Annotated in this window: 16 protein-coding genes; 6 read left to right on the top strand and 10 right to left on the bottom strand. The window is 72.4% G+C overall.

Annotated features, from left to right (window positions below):
* The first annotated feature begins 8 nt into the window (after positions 1-8).
* On the top strand, positions 9-1,007 hold the full coding sequence (locus J8G10_RS08240) for an AsnC family transcriptional regulator (protein ID WP_251442994.1): 999 nt from the start codon (positions 9-11) through the stop codon (positions 1,005-1,007).
* 306 nt (positions 1,008-1,313) lie between these two features.
* Here the strand turns inward: J8G10_RS08240 and J8G10_RS08235 are convergent, their stop codons facing one another.
* A complete protein-coding gene (locus J8G10_RS08235; protein ID WP_251442991.1) occupies positions 1,314-2,651 on the bottom strand; it encodes an MFS transporter in 1,338 nt (445 codons plus the stop codon).
* Positions 2,652-2,790: 139 nt separating this feature from the next.
* Positions 2,791-4,161: a glucose-6-phosphate dehydrogenase gene (locus J8G10_RS08230; protein WP_251442988.1), complete on the bottom strand. Its 1,371-nt coding sequence runs from the start codon at positions 4,159-4,161 to the stop codon at positions 2,791-2,793.
* 131 nt (positions 4,162-4,292) lie between these two features.
* Between J8G10_RS08230 and J8G10_RS08225 the strand changes: the two genes are divergently transcribed.
* Positions 4,293-6,110 (top strand): glycoside hydrolase family 15 protein, encoded by a 1,818-nt coding sequence (locus J8G10_RS08225; protein ID WP_251442983.1) that lies wholly within the window; start codon positions 4,293-4,295, stop codon positions 6,108-6,110.
* 217 nt (positions 6,111-6,327) lie between these two features.
* Here J8G10_RS08225 and J8G10_RS08220 read toward each other — a convergent pair whose 3' ends face one another.
* From J8G10_RS08220 to J8G10_RS08195, 6 genes are all read right to left on the bottom strand, one after another.
* A complete protein-coding gene (locus J8G10_RS08220; protein ID WP_251442981.1) occupies positions 6,328-6,912 on the bottom strand; it encodes a nitroreductase family protein in 585 nt (194 codons plus the stop codon).
* Between the two features lie 268 nt (positions 6,913-7,180).
* Positions 7,181-8,290: an ABC transporter permease gene (locus J8G10_RS08215; protein WP_251442978.1), complete on the bottom strand. Its 1,110-nt coding sequence runs from the start codon at positions 8,288-8,290 to the stop codon at positions 7,181-7,183.
* Positions 8,287-9,171, bottom strand: coding sequence for an ABC transporter ATP-binding protein (locus J8G10_RS08210; RefSeq protein WP_251444348.1), 885 nt, complete (start codon positions 9,169-9,171; stop codon positions 8,287-8,289). Before J8G10_RS08210 ends, J8G10_RS08215 begins: the two co-directional genes overlap by 4 nt.
* Before the next feature lie 254 nt (positions 9,172-9,425).
* Entirely contained in the window at positions 9,426-10,661 is a 1,236-nt protein-coding gene (locus J8G10_RS08205) for a benzoate/H(+) symporter BenE family transporter (RefSeq protein ID WP_251442975.1), read from the bottom strand.
* 9 nt (positions 10,662-10,670) lie between these two features.
* Positions 10,671-11,399, bottom strand: coding sequence for a response regulator transcription factor (locus J8G10_RS08200; protein WP_251442973.1), 729 nt, complete (start codon positions 11,397-11,399; stop codon positions 10,671-10,673).
* The gene (locus tag J8G10_RS08195) at positions 11,396-13,078 is read right to left on the bottom strand and encodes a sensor histidine kinase (RefSeq protein ID WP_251442971.1); all 1,683 of its coding nucleotides are present in this window, start codon (positions 13,076-13,078) and stop codon (positions 11,396-11,398) included. Before J8G10_RS08195 ends, J8G10_RS08200 begins: the two co-directional genes overlap by 4 nt.
* A 184-nt stretch (positions 13,079-13,262) precedes the next feature.
* Between J8G10_RS08195 and J8G10_RS08190 the strand changes: the two genes are divergently transcribed.
* The 4 genes from J8G10_RS08190 to J8G10_RS08175 all read left to right on the top strand — a co-directional run bounded on the left by J8G10_RS08190 (position 13,263) and on the right by J8G10_RS08175 (position 16,492).
* Positions 13,263-13,691, top strand: coding sequence for a VOC family protein (locus J8G10_RS08190; protein WP_251442969.1), 429 nt, complete (start codon positions 13,263-13,265; stop codon positions 13,689-13,691).
* 15 nt (positions 13,692-13,706) lie between these two features.
* On the top strand, positions 13,707-14,387 hold the full coding sequence (locus J8G10_RS08185; protein WP_251442967.1) for a helix-turn-helix domain-containing protein: 681 nt from the start codon (positions 13,707-13,709) through the stop codon (positions 14,385-14,387).
* A 41-nt stretch (positions 14,388-14,428) separates the two neighbouring features.
* Positions 14,429-15,046: a dihydrofolate reductase family protein gene (locus J8G10_RS08180; protein ID WP_251442965.1), complete on the top strand. Its 618-nt coding sequence runs from the start codon at positions 14,429-14,431 to the stop codon at positions 15,044-15,046.
* A 273-nt stretch (positions 15,047-15,319) separates the two neighbouring features.
* The gene (locus J8G10_RS08175) at positions 15,320-16,492 is read left to right on the top strand and encodes a carboxypeptidase regulatory-like domain-containing protein (RefSeq protein ID WP_251442962.1); all 1,173 of its coding nucleotides are present in this window, start codon (positions 15,320-15,322) and stop codon (positions 16,490-16,492) included.
* An 81-nt stretch (positions 16,493-16,573) separates the two neighbouring features.
* Here the strand turns inward: J8G10_RS08175 and J8G10_RS08170 are convergent, their stop codons facing one another.
* Positions 16,574-17,524 (bottom strand): Cof-type HAD-IIB family hydrolase, encoded by a 951-nt coding sequence (locus J8G10_RS08170; protein WP_251442959.1) that lies wholly within the window; start codon positions 17,522-17,524, stop codon positions 16,574-16,576.
* Positions 17,521-18,366, bottom strand: coding sequence for an exodeoxyribonuclease III (locus J8G10_RS08165; RefSeq protein ID WP_251442956.1), 846 nt, complete (start codon positions 18,364-18,366; stop codon positions 17,521-17,523). The genes J8G10_RS08170 and J8G10_RS08165 overlap by 4 nt, the downstream gene beginning before the upstream one ends.
* Positions 18,367-18,518 lie beyond the last annotated feature (152 nt).

The raw sequence follows: 18,518 nt of genomic DNA, 5'->3' as shown, positions 1-18,518 counted from the left end.
TTCGTCACATGGAGACTACGGATCCGCGCGGGCTGGACGAGATCGACCTCACCCTCGTCCACGCCCTCCAGGTCGACGCGAGGGCGCCCTGGACGCGCATCGCCGCGGCGATCGGGGTGGACTCAGCCACCGTGGTGCGGCACTGGAGTGCACTGCGCGAGGAGGGGCTGGCCTGGCTGACCGCCTGGCCCACGGCGGAGCGCTGGGCCTCGACCACCGATCTCGCGCTCGTACTGCTGCACCCGGGCATCACGGACGAATCGCGCACGTCGGCCGTGCGGCGGCCGTGGGTGCTGGGCGTCGACGAGACCTCGGCCGGTCTGCTGCTGCTCGTCGCCGCGTCCGAGGGGCTCCCCCAGCTGGGCGAGCGCGTGCGCGCGCTCGAGACGGGCGCGACCGTGCTGCGGATGGACGTCGCCGCGAGCGTCTCGGCGGAGGACTCCACCTGGCGGCTGCCCGTGCTCTCGGCCGCGCAGCAGCGCGTCGTGCGTCCGTCGCGCGAGGCCGGGGGCAGGCCCTCCGCCGAGGCGGTCCGCCTGCCGAAGCCGCAGACGGTCGCCGAGATCGCCGACGTGCTGGACGAGGATCCGCGCATGCCGTCGGCCGTGCTCGGCGCGCGCCTGGGCGTCTCGGAGGCGACGGCGCGGCGTGCGGTCGATCGCGCGACCTCGGCCGGGCTCCTGCGCTTCGGCTGCGACCTCGCGATGCCTGCGGCGGGCTACCGCCGGGGCGCCGTGCTGTGGGCGCGTTCCGCGGATCCCGAGGCGGCGTCGATCCGCGCGGCCCGGCTGCCCGAGGTGCATCGCGCCGGGGTCGCCGTGGGGCCGGCGCCGCTCTTCGCGTGCGTACGGGCGCGGTCGCTCACGGCGCTGCCCGCGATCGAGAGGGTGTGGGGCGGAGACGTCGAGATCGTCGACCGCTGGACGGTGCTGCGCCCGGTCAAGCGCAACGGGCACGAGCTCGACGCATCGGGGCGGTCGATCGCGCGCATCCCGCCCCGCTGGTGACGGATCCTCGTGCGCCCAGGACCCGGCCGCGCCGGTGCCCCTGACGCGGCAGTCTCAGCGGCTGCTCGCGGCGACCGGATCCGCTCGCCCCGGCGGCGCACCTCGCTCGGAGATGTGCAGGATCTTCGGAGAGATGCGCCGGATCCGTCCGAAGATCCTGCACAACTCCGAGGAAGGCGCGCAGAGACAGCCCTGCCTCGCCGGGACGCGCAGAGACAGCCCTGCCTCGCCGGGACGCGCAGAGACAGCCCTGCCTCGCCGGGAGAGGCACACCCCGGCCGCGCCGGTGCCCCTGACGCGTCAGGCTCAGCGGCTGCGCGCGGCGACCGGATCCGCGGCCGCACGCAGCCTGTCGTCGAGGCGGTACCGGGAGAGCGGGATCAGGCTGAGCAGGCACAGTGCGGCCGGAACGAGCGATACGCCGAGCACGATCGCCCACTGCGCGCTGTCGGGCTGCGGCCCCGCGTCGCCGGTCGATGCCCGGTAGTCGCCGAGCGTGAGCACGAGTCCGAGCAGCGCCGGACCCAGCGCATAGCCGAGGAGCTCGAACCCCGACCACACGCCGGAGATCATCCCGATGCGGTTGGCGCCGCTGCGGCGGGCATCCTCGGCGGCGAGGTCGGGCAGCATGGCCAGGGGGAACAACTGCGCCCCGGCGTAGCCGATGCCGACGATGCCCGATGCGGCGAGCAGGGGGACGGCCTCCCCGGTGCGCGCCGCGAGCAGTGCGACCAGGCCGACCGCCATGGTGGCGGTCGCGACCGCGAATCCGCGTCTCTTGCCGAGGCGGGATCCGAGGCGGCTCCACATCGGGGTGAGCACGATCGCGGGAGCGACGAAGCACACGAAGCTGTAGGTCGCGATCGCGGGGTCGTGCACGACATGCCGGGCGACGTACACGACCCCGCCGAGCACCATGCCGATCGCGACGGCCTGCAGCACGAACGCGATGATCAGCATCCGCGCGTCCGCGTCCCGCAGCACGATCGCGAGCTGCGAGAACAGCCTCCCTTCCGCTTCCTCTCCCCGCGTGAGCGGGACCGATCGGGTGCCGAGCCACACGCCCGCGGTGCCGACGAGGATGAGCACGGCCATGGACGCCGCCATGATCCGGTAGCCGGTCACGCCGCCGAAGGCCTCCACGAGCGCCGGCGCCGCCGCCCCGGACGCGAGGATCGCCAGGGTGAACACGATCACGCGCCAGCTGATCATCCGGGTGCGCTCGGCGTAGTCGTCGGTGATCTCGGCCGACATCGCCAGATACGGCACTTGGAAGAAGGCGTACACGGTCGCCGACGCGAGGAACGCCACGAGCACCCACAGGGCTGCCGCGACCGGCGGGGCCGTGGGGCCGAAGAACATGGCCGCGAACGCGAGGGCGAGCAGGATCCCCGCGCGCAGGATGAACGGCCGCCGTCGGTCGCTTGCGTTGCGCGAGCGGTCGCTGATGCGCCCGGCGATCGGGTTGAGGAAGAAGTCCCAGGCCTTCGGGGCGAACACGATCATGCCGGCGAGCGCCGCCTGCACGCCGAGCAGATCGGTGAGGAACGGCATCAGGATGAGGCCCGGAACGGTGCCGTAGGTGCCGGAGGCGATGCCGCCCAGGGCGTAGCCGACCCTGACGCGGCGGGGGAGCGCGGTCATGGGCCGATCGTAGGGGTGCTCGTGCGGATCCGGCGGCCCGATGCGGGGGATCCGTCATGCGGGCCGCCGGGATACGTCGGATCCGCCGCGCTCCGCCCGATGCCGAACGGACGGGCCCGGGACGGCGGGGATCCCGGAATCAGCGCGTGGTCGCCCAGTCCTCCGGGCCCGTGGACCCGGCCGGGTACTCCTGCATCGGCACCGCGCCGGAGCGCCAGGCGTCCAGGGCGGGCTGGATGATCCGCCAGCACTGCTCGGCAGCGTCGCCGCGGACGGAGAGGGCCACATCCCCGTCGAGGATCTCGCTCAGCACTTCGGTGTAGGCCAGCAGGGTGCCCTTGCCGAGCTCGGTGGAGAGCACGTCGCGGCGCAGCGCGAACGGGTCGTCGCCGCCGTTCACGTTGAGCTCCAGCTCGATCCGGTCGGGGCCGAGGGAGAAGCGCAGCACGCCGCCGTCCGCGGGCGTCCCGGTGAGGCCGCCGGGGATGTGCCGCACCGGGCGGAAGGTGACGACGATCTCGGCACAGCGCTCGCCGAGCGCCTTGCCGCTGCGCAGGGTGAAGGGAACGCCGGCCCAGCGCGCCGTGTCCACCTCGCAGGTGATCTCGGCGAGCGTCTCGGTGTCGCGGGAGGGATCGACGCCCTGCTCGTCCGTGTAGGCCGGCACGGGACGGTCGCCGCTCGTGCCGGCCGTGTAGCGGGCGCGGCGGGTCGAGCGCGCGGGGTCGTCGCCGACGATGCGGGTGGCGCGCAGGGCGGCGGCCATCGCGTCGCGCAGATCGATTTCGTCCAGATCCGCCGGCTGCTCCATGGCGAGGATCGCGAGCACCTGGAGGAGGTGGCTCTGGATCATGTCGACGAGGGCGCCCGCCTTGTCGTAGTAGCGCGCGCGGTTCTCCAGGGCGAGGGCCTCGTCATAGCGGATCAGGACCTTCTCGACGTGATCGGCCGACCACACCGGCTCCACGAGCCGGTTCGCGAACCGCACGCCCATGATGTTGAGGATCGTGGACCGGCCGAGGAAGTGGTCGACGCGGAAGACCTGGTTCTCCGGGACGATCCGGGTGACGAGGGCGTTCAGCGCCGCGGCGCTCCGCTCGTCGTTCCCGAACGGCTTCTCCAGCGCGAGCACCGTGCCGGCGGGGAGCGGGATGTCGAGGAGCTTCTCGCAGGCGGCGACCGCCACGGCGGGCGGCAGCGCGAAGTAGATCACGAGAGGGCCATCGGCGTCTCCGATGAGCGCCGCGAGCGCGTCGTGGTCGGTGACGTCCGCCTGCGCGTAGGTCGTGCCGGCGACCCGGGCGACCTGGTCGTCGGCGCCGACCGTGGCGAAGGCGGTGCGCACGGCCTCCTGCCAGCGCTCGTCGGACCAGTCGTCGGACCCCGCTCCGCGCAGCACGAGCCTGCGGTCGGGCTGGCGCTGCAGCAGCTGGGCGATCGCGGGCAGGAGGAGCCGGGACGTGAGGTCTCCGGATGCGCCGAGGATGAGCAGCGTCGTCGGGGTGGTCATGCGCCCACGATACGTTCCGTCTCGCGTGCTTGTCGCCCGGCGCGGCCGGATCCTGCTTCTCGGAAGATCGGGCTCGGACTCGCGGGGCGGGCTCGCGGAATCCGCAGAGCGCCGGGTGGCAGACTGCGCTCATGAGTGCACCGATCGAGGACTACGCGCTGCTCGGTGACGGACGTACGGCGGCGCTGGTCTCCCGAGCCGGGAGCATCGACTGGCTCTGTGCGCCGCGGCTCGACTCGGCGTCGCTGTTCGGATCCCTGCTCGGCGACGTCGAGCAGGGGCACTGGACGCTGCGGCCGGCGGATCCCGACGCCACCGCGACCCGGCGGTACGACGGCGACACGTTCTGCCTGGTGACCCGGTGGGAGAGCGCCGAGGGCGTCGCCGAGGTCACCGAGTGGATGCCGATTCCGCCCCGGGACGACACCACGGGCGCCCCCGCGCCCCAGGGCGGCGACCGCACCGACGTGATCCGGCGGATCGCGGGTGTCAGCGGGCGGATGGCGTTCCGGCAGGAGCTGCGGTTCCGGTTCGACTACGCGCGGGCGCTGCCGTGGGTGCGGCAGACCGGCACCGATCTCGCCCCCGAGCTCACGGCGACGGCGGGACCCGACGCCGTCGTGGTGCGCGGCGGTGCGCTGTACCCGCACGGGCACAGCCACGTCGGCACGGTCGAGGTCGGGGCGGGGGAGCACGCGGCGCTCACGTTGACCTGGTTCCCGTCCTATCGATCCGCGCCGCCTCCGCTCGACGTGGGTGCGTCCGGACGGGAGACCGCGGCGTGGTGGCGCGACTGGGCCGACGGGATCGCCCACGAGGGCGGTCACCAGGAGGACGTGCGGCGATCGCTGCTCATCCTCCGGGCGCTCACGAACCGCGAGACCGGAGGCATCGCCGCGGCGGCGACCACGTCGCTGCCCGAGGACTTCGGCGGGGAGCGCAATTGGGACTACCGCTACGTCTGGCTCCGCGACGCCGCCCTCACCCTCGAGGCCCTGCTCGGTCACGGCCTCGCCGACGAGGCGCGGGCGTGGCGCGACTGGCTGCTGCGGGCCGTGGCCGGGGATCCGGCCGACCTGCAGATCATGTACGGGCTCGCCGGGGAGCGCGACCTGCGCGAACGCGACATGCCGTCGTTTCCCGGATACGCCGGATCCGTCCCGGTGCGCGTCGGCAACGGCGCGGCGGAGCAGTTCCAGGCCGACGTCTTCGGCGAGGTGCTGATGACCCTCGGCGCCGCGCGGCGCGCCGGTCTCGCGGAGTCGGAGCGGTCGTGGTCGCTGCAGCGGGTGATGCTGCGGCAGGCCGAGAAGCAGCTGGATCGGCCCGACAACGGCATGTGGGAGATCCGCGGGGATCCGCAGTTCTTCACGCACTCGCGGGTGTCGCTGTGGGCGGCGTTCGACCGCGGTGTGAGCGCGGTCGAGAAGGACGGCCTGCACGGACCGGCCGACCGCTGGCGCGAGGTGCGCGATCGGCTGCGTGCCGAGATCGACGAGCACGGCGTGCGCGACGGGTGCTTCGTGCAGCACAGTGGCACCGACGAGGTGGATGCGGCGCTGCTGCTCATCCCGCGCACCGGGTACTGCGCGCCGGACGACCCGCGCATGCTCGCCGCCGTGGAGCGGATCGAGCAGACCCTGATGCGCGACGGACTCGTGATGCGGTACCGCACCGCGACGGGCGTGGACGGCCTCGCGGGATCCGAGCATCCGTTCCTCGCGTGCTCGTTCTGGCTCGTCGAGCAGTACGCGGTGACCGGGCGCACCGCCGAGGCCGAGGCGCTCATGGATCGGCTGTGCGGGCTGCGCAACGACGTCGGCCTGCTGAGCGAGGAGTACGACCCGATCGGGCGCCGCCAGGTGGGCAACACCCCGCAGGCGTTCTCGCACCTGTCGCTGATCCGCGCCGCGGACGCGCTCGCCGCGCGCCGCCACCGCAAGCGCTGACCCGACCGGCGCCGGGTCGGGCCCGCATCTGGCCCGGGGCCCCCGATCAGAAGTGACCGAGGACCGGTCGATCGACCGAGATGAGGTGGATCCGCCCAGGATCCGCCTGCTCCGGGGCGATCCGCCTGTTCTCGGGAGGCACGGCGGGGCAGCGAGCGCGCCCCGGACGACGAACGCCCCCTCCGGTGGGCGGAGGGGGCGTTTCGGATCCCGGGGATCAGTCGTTGACGATGACCGTCTCGGCGATGGGGCGGCGCACGCGCGGCGCGTTCTCGCGCTGCTGCATCTCGTCGCTCGCGGTGCGGATGTCGCCCAGCTCGCCGACGGCCATGACGGAGATCGGGGTGAACTCGGCGCCCAGCTCGAACGCGGCCGAGATGGCGTCGCGGTCGAAGCCGCCCATCTGGTGCGTGGACAGGCCGTTGGCGTGCGCCTGCACGGTGAAGTGCGCGGCGGCCTGGCCGGTGTCGTACAGCGCCCACGGCATGGGCTGGTCGTCACGGGTGGTCTCGGCGACGAAGACGACGAGCAGGGCGGCGTCGCCGGCCCAGGCGCTGTTGAAGCCCATCAGGCTGCCGAGCACCTTGCCGTGCGCCGCGGAGCCGCGGCGGGCGACGATCGCGCGCCAGGGCTGGCTGTTCGCGGCCGTCGGCGCCCAGCGGGCGGCCTCCAGCGCGCTGGCCAGGGCCTCCTCGTCGATCGTGGAAGCGGGGTCGAAGATGCGGGTGCTCCAGCGCTCGGCGAGCACGTCGAGGATCGGGGCGTCGGTGACCGCGGTGCGGTCGAGGGCGGGAGTGCTCATGGTGATGAGGCCTTTCGGATCGGTTCTCGGGGCGCCGGACCTCATCGTCCGTACCCTGAGGCTAACGATCCATGCGTGTGAATATTCCCGGAACCGGATCCGACGCGTTCCCGGATCCCCGGTGCCGCCCCGACACGACCGCGAGACCGAACCCGCGTCCCGAGACCGACGTTCTGATAGTCGGTCTCGGGACGGAGGTTCGGTCTCGCGGCCGTTCGGGGAGCGCCGCGGGGCCCAGCCGTCCGGCCGAGCCCCGCGAGCGAGCCCCTCAGCCCTTCAGGGCCTCGGACAGCTTCACGCGGCCGCCCATGCGCAGCAGGGAGTTCTCGTAGATCTTCGCGGCGACGAGGATGGCGACCACGCACGAGACGAGCAGGATCACCAGCGACACCAGCGGCTCCCACCACTGCGCCTCGCCGACGAACAGGCGCACCGGCATCGCGACCGGCGCCGAGAACGGGATGTACGACAGGATCGTCATCGCCACCGGGTTGTCGTTGAGGAAGATCACCAGGAAGTACGGCGCCATGACCAGCATCGTGATCGGCATCGTGGTGGATCCGATGTCCTCCTGGCGGGAGACCATCGCGCCTGCGGCGGCGAAGAGCGAGGCCAGCAGCACGAAGCCGAAGAGGAAGAAGACGGCGAACCAGACGAGCGGCGAGCCGAGACCCTCCAGCACCGCGTTCTGCCCGGTGACGATGAGACCGACCACCGCGATCGCCGCGAGGGCGAGGATCTGCGCCATCGCGAGCACCGTGTTGCCGATGACCTTGCCGGCCAGCAGCACCCGCGCGGGGATCGCCGCGAGCAGCAGCTCCACCACCCGCGTCGACTTCTCCTCCACGACGCTCTGCGCCATGGTCGCGCCGAAGGTCGACGCCGCCATCAGGAACACCACCCCGAACCCGATCGCCACCAGGTACCGCAGCAGCGGGTTCGTCGTGTCGGGCGCGAGCAGGGTGACCTTGGGCGTCTTGGCGAACATGCTCTGGAGGCTGCTGGGGGCGCTCTTCAGCGCGACGATCTCGAAGCCGAACGACGTGTCGCCCGGCGCGGGGATGAGCGCGGCTTCGACCTTCCCCTCCCGGACCAGCTTCTCGGCGGCCGTGGTGTCCGCCACCTCGGTGAGCTTCAGGCCGGGCAGGCCGTGCACCGCCAGGGCGGTCTCGGAGGTCACCGCGACGGCCGTCTCCGTGGTGTTCTTGCTCATGAAACCGCCGATGAGCACGCCGGCGAGGGCGATGAGCAGCAGGATGCCGGTCGAGATCAGGAACGCCTTGCTGCGGAGCTTGGATCCGATCTCGCGCTCGGCGACGAGGAAGACGCCGTTGCCGACGGACAGCCCGCCGGTGCTCGGGGTGGTCGAGGTGCTCACTGGATGACCTCCTTGAAGATCTGGGCGAGGGACGGGCGCTGCGGGGTGAAGGCGTGCACGACCCCGTGCTGGAGCGCGGTGCGGAGCACGCGCTGGGCGTCGTCGGGGGATTCGGCGTCGAAGACGGCGGTGCCGCGTTCGAAGTCGACGACCGTGATGCCCGGCTCGGAGCGGATCCATCCCGCGTCCGCATCCGAGACGAGCTCGTAGCGGGGGGAGGAATGCTGAGCGCGCAACTCCTCGCGGGACCCCGAGGCGCGGATGGTGCCGCCCGCGATGATGACGAGGTCGTCGCACAGGCGCTCCACCACGTCGAGCTGGTGCGAGGAGAACAGGATCGACGACCCCTGCGCGGCCCGCGTCTGCAGCACCCCGGCCACGACGTCGACGGCGAGCGGATCCAGGCCCGAGAACGGCTCGTCGAGGATGAGCACCTCGGGGTCGTGCACGAGCGCCGCCGCGATCTGCGCCCGCTGCTGGTTGCCCAGGGAGAGCGACTCGATCGTGTCGTGCAGGCGCTCGCCGAGGCCGAGCTCGACCAGCAGCGCCTCGCCGCGGGCGGTGGCGTCCGCCTTGCCGAAGCCGTGCAGGCGCGCCAGGTAGGCGACCTGCTCGAGCACCTTCATCTTCGGATAGAGGCCGCGCTCCTCGGGCATGTAGCCGAAGTGGCGGCGGTCGGTGGCGGCGACGTCGTGCCCGCCCAGGCGGACGCTGCCGCCGTCGGCCCCGAGCACGCCGAGCACGATCCGCATCGTGGTGGTCTTGCCGGCGCCGTTGCCGCCGACGAAGCCCGTGAGCCGGCCCGGCTCGACGCGGAACGAGACGTCGTCGAGCACCCGGCGGGTGCCGTAGCTCTTGGTGAGGCCCTCGAGTTCGAGCAGCCCCGTGGTCGTGGTGCGGGTGAGCACTGTGGTCATGACAGCAACGGTATTCAGCGGCGCCGGGCGGGGCATCCCCCCTGCGGCGGATTCCGCGGCGTCATCCGGGAGGTGGATCCGGGGGCGTCCGCCTCGTCGTCCGGCGTCACCGCGCCCGGCGGACCCGCGCCTCGCGCGCCCGCGCTCTGCGGACCGCCGCCCTGCGGACCCGCGGAGGAGGCTCTCGGGTTGAGGCGCTCAGCGCACGGTGGATCCGCTCAGCGCCGCCCGAGGTGCAGCGCGCCGCGCACGAGCAGGCCGGCGAGGAGCGCCCAGAACGCGGCGCTGACGCCCCAGAACGCCATCCCGCTCGCGGCGACGAGGAAGGTGACCACCGCGGGGGTGCGCTCGCCGGGGTCGTCGATCGCCTGCTGCACGGCGGATCCGAAGGCGCCGAACAGAGCGAGGCCGGCCACCGCCGGAATCACGGCGGTCGGTGCGAGCGCCACGAGCGCGGCGAAGGCCGCCGAGCAGCCGCCCAGCACCAGGTAGGAGACGCCCGTGGAGACACCGGCGATCCAGCGGCGCTTCGGATCCGGTTCCGCGTCGGGCGCCGCCGCGAGGGCGGCGCTGATCGCGGCGAGGTTGATCGCATGCCCGCCGGCGGGAGCCCCGAGGGCGGTGCCGATGCCGGTCACGAGCATCGCCGGACGCCAGGGCACCTCGTAGCCGAAGCTGCGCATCACGGCCACGCCCGGGACGTTCTGCGACGCCATCGTCACGATGAAGAGGGGCAGCGCGATGCCGACGAGCGCGCCGACCGTGAACGTCGGCGCCGTCAGCTCGACGCGGGGGAGCAGCGCGGCGGGATCCACGGCCGCCCGAGCGCCCGTCGGAGCACCGGTCGCGATCGCGATGACGATGACGACGGTCGCCGTGAGGAACGCCAGCGGCACAGCCCACCGCGGCGCGAGCCGGGCGAACACGAGCCAGGTCAGCACGACGGGGATCACGCCCCACGGGTTCGCGGCGAGTCCGGTGATCGGGGCGAGGCACAGGGGCAGCAGCACGCCGGCGAGCATGGCCTGCGCGATCGACGGCGGGATCGCGGCGATGAGCGCCCCGAGCTGCGGCACCAGGGCCGTGAGCAGGACCAGCCCCGCGACGATGAGGAACGCTCCGACGGCCGCCGGCCAGCCCCCGTCGATCCCGGCGCCCGCCCCGCCCGCCGCCCCGGAAGCGGCGAGCAGTGCGGCGCCCGGGGTCGACCAGGCCGCGGTGATCGGCATGCGGTAGCGCCACGCCAGCACGATGCAGGCGGCGCCCATCGTGAGGCTGAGCGCGAGCAGACCGCTCGCCGCCTGCGCGTGGTTCGCGCCGACCGCCGCGAGGCCGGTGAGCACGACGGCGAAGGAGCTCGTGAACCCGACGAGCGCGGTCACGACGCCGGCCATGATCGGACGGGAAAGCGAGCTGCGCGGGTGGGCGTGCGGAGCGCTCGCGGTGTCGGCCATGGGGAGAGGCTAGCGGGCGGGCGGCGGCGCCAGGCCCAGCCGGTGCGCGAGCACCACCGCCTGCACGCGGTCGCGTGCGCCGAGCTTCTGCAGGATCCGCGACACGTGCGTCTTCACCGTCGCCTCGCCGATGAACAGCTCCGCGGCGATCTCGGCGTTGCTCCACGCCTCGGCGACGAGGCGCAGCACGTCGCCCTCGCGCTCGGTGAGCGGTTCCGGAAGGTCGGCGCTGGGGAGGGCGGCCGATCCGGTCGCCGGATCCGAGACCGCCCGGATCGAGGGCGCGGCGGATGGCGTCGGAACCGGGCGGGCGGCGAAGCGCTGCAGCACCCGCCGGGTGACCTCGGGGGCGAGCATGCCGTCGCCGGCGGCCAGCGCCCGCACCGCCGCGACGAGTTCCTCAGGGCCGGCGTTCTTGAGCAGGAATCCGCTCGCGCCGGCGTCCAGCGCGTCGAACAGGTAGTCGTCGCGATCGAAGGTCGTCACGATCGCGATGGAGGCGCGGATCCGCTCGTCGGCGCGGATCCGCCGCGTCGCCTCGATGCCGTCCATGTCGGGCATCTGCACGTCCATGGTGATGACGTCGGGCTGCAGGGATCCGGCCAGCGTCACCGCCTCGGTTCCGCTCGCCGCCTCGCCCACGACGGCGATGTCGGGCTGCAGATCGAGGATGGTGCGGAACCCCGCCCGGAGCATGGCGTGATCGTCGACGAGGAGCACGCGGATCGGCGCTGTCACGCGGCTCCCTCCCGGATGCGCGGTTCCTGTGGTCCGTGCGGCTCGTCCGTTCCGTGCGGCTCGTGCGCTCCGTGGGGCTCGCTCGTTCCGTGGGGTCCCTGCGTTCCTTGGGGCTCGTGCGTTCCGTGCGGCTCGCTCGGGTGCGTTGCGGCTGTCGCCGATGCGTCGTCGGCGCGGGGGGCTGGTACGCCGGATGACCGTGAGACCGAACCTGCGTCGCGAGACCAAGGGAACGATCGTCGGTCTCGAGGCGCAGGTTCGGTCTCACGGTCGGACCGGCCAGCGGGGTCCTCACGGTCGGACCGGCCAGCGGGGTCCTCACGGTCGGACCGGCCAGCGGGGTCCTCACGGTCGGACCGGCCAGCGCGGTCCTCACGGTCGGACCGGCCAGCGGGGTCCTCGCGGCTGGGCGACTCGGCGGCCCCGGCGCGATCGGCGGCCCCAGCCTCGGCCCCGGCCAACGGCAGGGTGGCGCGCACGCGGAATCCGCCGGTCGAGCGGGGGACGAGCTCGATCGAGCCCCCCGACGCCGTCGCCCGCTCGCGCATGCCGAGCTGGCCCAGTCCCGGTCGCAGGCCGGTGACGATCCGCCCCGTGTTGACCACCTCGAGCTCGACGGAACCCCGCTCGTAGCGGATCCGCACGTCCGCCTCGGCATCGGGGCCGGCGTGACGCCGTGCGTTCGTGAGCGACTCCTGCGCGATCCGGTACAGGTTCACCGCCGTCACCCGCGGCACCGGCACGGGGTCGCCGACCACCTGCAGACGGGTGGGGAGCCCTGCGGCGGTCGACGCGACGGCGAGGTCGGCGATGTCGTCCACCTCGACCGTCGAGGCGACGTCCTCGCTGTCGCCGGGGTCGCGGAGCGTGTCCAGCAACTGGTGGAAGTCGCGGATTGCGTCGCGCGCCGCGGTCTCGATTCCGGCGACGATGGCGGTCGCGGCCTGGGGGTCCTGCGGGATCATCATCCGCGCGGCCCCCGCTTGCACGCCCATCACCGAGACGTGGTGGGCGACGACGTCGTGCAGCTCGCGGGCGATGCGCACGCGGTCCAGGGCCACGGCCTGGGCGGCGCTGAGGGCGCGCTCGCGCTCGAGCTCCGCGGTGCGCTGCTCCAGCGCCGCACGCTGCCGGGCGGCGATCCAGCTGCGTTCGCCGAAGTAATAGGCGCCGCCGAAGTACAGCACGTTCAGAAGCACCTGCAGCATGAGGAACGCGACGAGGGGCGAGAACATCCCGGCGACGACATCCGCCTTCGCGGCCTGATCGATCGCCTGCCGGTACATCTCGATCACGAGCCACACGGCCATCACGGTCATGATCCCGGCCCGCACGAGGAACGCGCCGCGGCGGGCGTTCATCCACGCCCCGACCGTGTACAGGGCGATGAACATGGCGATGTTGCCCGCATAGATCTCGGGCACGTGCAGCGAGGTCGCCACGATGAACGCGAGCGAGACGACGACGGCGACGGGAGCGGGCCAGCGGCGGCGGACTGAGAGCGCCGCCGCGATCACGACGACGTACGGGATGGCGGTCCACAGCTCGCCCTGCTCGGCGCCGTACACCTTCGCGATCGACGACAGGCCCGCACTGAGGATCCCGCCCACGAGCAGGACCGCGGCGAGGAGCAGATCCTGCCGGAGCTCACGGGGTGTCGGTGTGCGGGTGAAGGGCATCCCTCCACCGTAGAGCGGGCGCCGCGCCGCGAACATCCCCCGTACGGCGGACCGGGCGAGGCGTGCCGCGGGCGCAATTCCCTGAGCCGCTGGATCGGACCGAACTTGCTCTTGACAAGTAAGCTTGCAAAAAGCAAGCTAGTCGCATCGGATCCTCTCCGGATCCGCGGACAGAGGAGTCACCATGGCCAGCGTCTTCATCAGCCTGCCCGTCACCGATCTGGAGCGCACCAAGGCGTTCTACACGGCGCTCGGCTGCACCATCAATCCCGAGATGTCCGACGAGAACGGCGTCTGCGTCGTCTGGGACGACAACATCTTCTTCATGATGATCACGCGCGAGTTCTTCGCGACCTTCACCGAGAAGCCGATCGTGGATCCGCGGATCTCACTGCAGACGTCCGCCTCGTTCGCCCTCGACTCGCGCGAGGAGGTCGACGCCGCGCTCGCCAGGGGGCTCGCCGCGGGAGGCACCGAGCCCCAGCCCGCCCAGGACTACGGCTTCATGTACTCGCGCGATCTCGACGACCCGGACGGCAACTCGCTCGGCTTCCTGTACATGGTCCCGGGTGGCGCCGAGCAGGAGGCCGACGCGTCGGCCGCCACGGCGTGATGCGGGGGCGCTGACGTGGCCGCACGCAGCTACGGCCAGTACTGCGGCGTGACGACGGCGGTCGAGCTGATCGGGGAGCGCTGGGCGCTGCTCATCGTGCGCGACCTGCTCGTCGGCCCGCGTCGGTACACGGATCTGAAGCAGGGGCTGCCCCGCATCCCGACGAACATCCTGTCCACCCGGCTCAAGGAGCTGCAGGAGGGCGGCGTGGTGCGCCGCGCGCCGCTGCACGGGAGCGGTCTCGTGTACGAGCTCACGCCGTACGGGCGCGCGCTCGAGCCGATCGTGCTCGCACTGGGGCGCTGGGGGTTCCAGACGATGGGCGATCCCGGCGAGGGAGACGTCGTGACCGCCGATTCGCTCACGATGGCGCTGCGCACCGCGTTCCGACCCGAGCGGTCGAGCGACCTCGACATCGCGCTGCACCTGGGCGACGTGGCCCTGCGGGTGATCGTCGACGCGGGCGTGCTGCAGGTGGCGCAGCTCGCTCCGGCCGCACCGCCGGTGGGGGGAGCCCTGCCGCCCGGCGAGCCGGAGGCGGTGGTCGTCGCAGGACCCGGCATCCGGCGCCTCATCGCCGGGGATGTCTCCCCGGAGCAGGCGGTCGCGCAGGATCTCGTCGCCGTCGTGCGCGGCGATCAGCGGATCCTGGACGCCTTCACGAAGACCTTTCACATCGACCCCCTCGCGGCGTAGCGTCGCCCGGGACAGGACCGCGATCAAGGAGAGAGAACATCATGACCGGACGCATCATCATCGACCTGTTCACCACCGTCGACGGCGTCGCCCAGGCGCCGGGCGGCCCCGAGGAGGACACCAGCGGAGGCTTCCGCTTCGGGGGCTGGCAGGCGACGCTGCCGAGCGAGGCCGTCATGCGCAGCGTGATCCAGGGCATGGAGACGCTCGACGCGCTGCTGCTCGGGCGCCGCACCTACGACATCTTCGCCGGCTACTGGCCGGAGCACACCACCGGGCCCGAGGGTTTCATCGGGGAGCTGTTCAACCGGGTGCCCAAGTACGTGGCGTCGCGCGACGCCGGCATCCGGCTCGACTGGGAGGGCAGCAGCCGGATCGGCGCCGATCTTCCGGCCGAGCTCGCCGCTCTGCGGGAGAAGCACGAGGACGTGCACGTGATCGGAAGCGTCGACTTCGTGCAGACGCTCCTGGACGAGCAGCTCTACGACGAGCTGCAGCTGTGGGTGTATCCCATCGTGCTCGGCCAGGGGAAGAAGGTGTTCCCCGACGGGGCATCCGCGCACAACCTGCGTCTCGTCCACGCCGAGTCGGGCGACGGCGGCACTCTGCTGCTGCGCTATGCGCCGCTGCCCGGGGAGCCCACGACCGGCACGATGTGAGTCCCCGCGCTCCGTTTCCCATTCGTGACCGGAATATCGCGATCACCTCTGTCCAGGGAACCGCGCAGAAACTACAGTCCTCATAACGCGTGGGGACGTTGACCCGAACACCCGCACTCTGGGGAGTGCGGGTGTTCCCATGTCCGGGGGCGATCGCAGGCCTGCCTCTTTCCTGGGAGAACCCTATGACGATAGATTGCATCGACGCCTGGTTCTTCAGGCTCCGACCGCGCCCGACGAAGGGGAGCGGTCGCTGACCCGAGGGGGACCAGGATGACTGCACGTGTGCCCGGACGCCGACGCGGGAAGGCCGCGCTGACCGCGCTGCTCGCCGCGGCGCTGATGTTCACCGGAGTGGGGGCGGCCAGTGCCGCTCCGCCGGCGGGGAGCGGCGCGATCAGCGGGACCGTCACGAGGACCGCGGACGGACTCCCTGCTGCGGGCGTGTACATCACCGTGACGGGCGACCACGGCTACTTCGCCGCCTCGACCGATGACGCCGGTGAGTATCGGATCCCGAATGCGGCGCCGGGGCAGTACACGGTCAACTTCAGCGACCCCCGCCTGGCTCTCGCCCCCCAGTGGTGGGACGGCGCTTCGAGCCCGCAGGCTGCGACGCCGATCACGGTCACCGACGGATCCGAGCTCACCGGCATCGACGCGCAGCTCGACCCGGCCGTGTCGATCCGCGGCTCCGTGCTCCTCGACGGCTCGACGGATCTGCGCGGGCACTCGGCGAGCATCGCGGTGATCGCCGAGCAGGACGGCCAGTTCATCGGGATGACGTACGTCCACGCCGACGGGACCTACGGCCTCACGGTCGGCCCGGGCAGCTACACGGTGCGGGTCGAGGGCACAGAAGGCTTCGCCTGGGCCATCGCTCCGCAGTACTACTCGCACGCCGACTCTGCGACGGACGCGACTCCGGTCGTCGTCTCTGGCACCGGCGACACCACGGGCATCGACTTCGACCTGTCCTCGCTCACCGCCGACGTCGCGCTGTCGTCCGCGACGGCGCATCCCGGTGATGCGGTGCGCGTGACGGCATCCGGCTTCGCCACCGGCGAGCCGGTCCAGATCGAGCTGCACTCCGCTCCGGTCGTGCTCGCATCGGTGACTGCCGGGGTCGACGGCACCGTCGACACCACGGTCACGATCCCGGCGGACATCGCGGCGGGCGAGCACCGGATCGTGCTGGTGGGGGCGATGTCGACGCTGACGGGCGGCGCACCCCTCACGGTGACCGCTGTCGCTGCCCCCGGCGGATCGGACGGATCCGGATCGGGGAACGGCTCAGCCGGCACGGGCTCGACCTCGTCGGGCTCCGCCGGTGCGCAGCTGGCTGCGACCGGCGCCGACGTCCCGCTCGGCATCGTGGGTCTGGGAATGCTCCTGCTCGTGGCCGGTGCGGTGCTGATGCGCGTCCGCCGCCGGCAGCAGGCCTGATCGGGCTGCGGTCGGGCGTGCCGGGGCCGAGCGGGATTCGCCCGCTCCGGCCCCGCCGTCGCGCGATGGCGCCCACGCGGGTCAGTCCGCGAGCACCCGCTCCAGCACGGCGGCCACTCCGTCCTCGGCGTTCGAGAGGGTGACGTCATCGGCGGCGGCCAGGGCTTCGGGTTCCGCGTTCGCCAGGGCGACGCCGCGACCCGACCATCGCAGCATCTCGACGTCGTTGAGGGCGTCCCCGAAGGCGAGCACCTCGGTGCGGTCGATGCCGAGCCGCGTGCACAGGTGCGCGAGGCCGGTGGCCTTGGTGACTCCCTCGGCCATGACCTCCACGAACGGCGCTCCCGACAGGGTCGCCGCGAAGCCGGTCCGGTCCAGGGATCCCAGCACGGCGAAGATCTCCGGCGGGGAGATCGTCGCGTGGCGGATCACGAGTTTCAGGCTCGGTGCCGCCAGCACCTCCGCGAGCGGCACGGCGCCCATGGTGCGCGGATCCCGCTTGTGGTCGCTGAGCGTCGCGACCTCGGCGTAGCCCTCCTGCGCGACGAACACCTCGCCCGCCTCGCGCACGCTCGCGAAGAGCAGCCCATCGATCCGCGCGCCCAGCTCGCGGGCGATCCGCTGCTGCACCGGCACCGCGATCTCCGTGGCGAACAGCTGCTCGTGCGATCCGAGATGGATGCCATAGGCGCCGTTGCCGCACAGGGCCCAGCCGTCGAACCCGGCCTCCTCGGCGATCGCGCGCAGTCCGATCGGCTGCCGCGCCGTCACGGGCACGACGACGATGCCGGCGGTCCGCGCCGCGTCGAGCGCCGCCCGGGTGCGGGCGGTGACGTGTCCAGAAGGATCCAGCAGGGTGCCGTCGAGGTCGGTGGCGACGAGCCGGATCGGCCTAGGAGGGACGGCGTCCTCGCGGGCGCGCGCCGTTTCGTCTCGGTCGCCTTCGGCGTCCTCGCTCAACGACCCTGGGGGAGGGTCGCCTTCGGCGTCCTCGCTCGACGATCCCGGGGGGCGGGGATCCGCGGAGTTCACGCGAAGATCATCGGCATGTCGTCGTCCTCGTCGGCGCCCGACAGATCGAGGTCGACGACCACCGGCACGTGGTCGCTGGGCTGCTCGCCCTTGCGCTCCTCGCGGTGGATCGAGGCGCCCTTCACCGCGTCGGCGAAGGCCGTGGATCCGAGCACGAAGTCGATCCGGATCCCCTCGTTGCGCGGGAACTTGAGCCGCTGGTAGTCCCAGTAGGTGTACCCCTCGGGCAGGAGCGGCCGCACGACGTCGTGCACGCCCGCCGACTCCAGCGCGAAGAAGGCGGCGCGCTCCTCGGGGGAGACGTGCGTGGACTTGCCGACCACGATGTCCGGATCCCCGTTGTCGTGGTCGAACGGGATGATGTTGAAGTCGCCGACGAGGGCGAGCGGCAGACCGGGCTTCGCCTCGAGCTCTGCCGCGGTCGAGGTGCGCAGCGCGTCGAGCCAGTGCAGCTTGTAGGCGAGGTGCGGATCGTCGAGCGAGCGTCCGTTGGGGACGTACAGGCTCCACACCCGCACGCCGTTCACGATCGCGCCGAGCGCCCGGGCCTCGAGCGGCGCGTCGGGGCCCTCATGACCCTTCGCGAAGCCGGGCATGCCGTCGAACGCCGTGCGGACGTCGGTCATCGGCTCACGGCTCGCGATCGCGACGCCGTTCCACTGGTTCAGGCCGTGCACCTCGACGTGGTAGCCGGCTTCCTCGAAGGGGGCGTAGGGGAACTGCTCCGGCTTGCACTTGATCTCCTGCATCGCGAGCACGTCGATGTCCTCGCGCACGGCGAACTCGACGGTGCGGGCGACGCGGGTGCGGATGGAGTTGACGTTCCAGGTGGCCAGGCGCATGGATCCAGCCTACGGGCGGGCGCGGACACCGCCGACCGTGCGGGGACCGTGCGGGGTGCTCCTGCAGCTCGCGGCGCCGGTCCTGCGAACGGTGAGCTCGGCCGGTCGTGCACCGGGGCGTGACGGATCCCCGGGAACGCACGGCAATCGCA

The sequence above is a fragment of the Microbacterium sp. USTB-Y genome, assembly GCF_023703415.1.
Lineage (GTDB): Bacteria > Actinomycetota > Actinomycetes > Actinomycetales > Microbacteriaceae > Microbacterium.
Note: the sequence above shows the minus strand (reverse complement) of the source record. Positions and strands in the feature narration are given on the sequence as shown.

Bases quoted from the DNA above. Each gene is read 5' to 3' on its own strand.
- J8G10_RS08240 (WP_251442994.1), top strand. From the start codon at position 9: ATGGAGACTACGGATCCGCGCGGGCTGGACGAGATCGACCTCACCCTC.
- J8G10_RS08235 (WP_251442991.1), bottom strand. From the start codon at position 2,651: ATGACCGCGCTCCCCCGCCGCGTCAGGGTCGGCTACGCCCTGGGCGGC.
- J8G10_RS08230 (WP_251442988.1), bottom strand. From the start codon at position 4,161: ATGACCACCCCGACGACGCTGCTCATCCTCGGCGCATCCGGAGACCTC.
- J8G10_RS08225 (WP_251442983.1), top strand. From the start codon at position 4,293: ATGAGTGCACCGATCGAGGACTACGCGCTGCTCGGTGACGGACGTACG.
- J8G10_RS08220 (WP_251442981.1), bottom strand. From the start codon at position 6,912: ATGAGCACTCCCGCCCTCGACCGCACCGCGGTCACCGACGCCCCGATC.
- J8G10_RS08205 (WP_251442975.1), bottom strand. From the start codon at position 10,661: ATGGCCGACACCGCGAGCGCTCCGCACGCCCACCCGCGCAGCTCGCTT.
- J8G10_RS08195 (WP_251442971.1), bottom strand. From the start codon at position 13,078: ATGCCCTTCACCCGCACACCGACACCCCGTGAGCTCCGGCAGGATCTG.
- J8G10_RS08190 (WP_251442969.1), top strand. From the start codon at position 13,263: ATGGCCAGCGTCTTCATCAGCCTGCCCGTCACCGATCTGGAGCGCACC.
- J8G10_RS08180 (WP_251442965.1), top strand. From the start codon at position 14,429: ATGACCGGACGCATCATCATCGACCTGTTCACCACCGTCGACGGCGTC.
- J8G10_RS08175 (WP_251442962.1), top strand. From the start codon at position 15,320: ATGACTGCACGTGTGCCCGGACGCCGACGCGGGAAGGCCGCGCTGACC.
- J8G10_RS08165 (WP_251442956.1), bottom strand. From the start codon at position 18,366: ATGCGCCTGGCCACCTGGAACGTCAACTCCATCCGCACCCGCGTCGCC.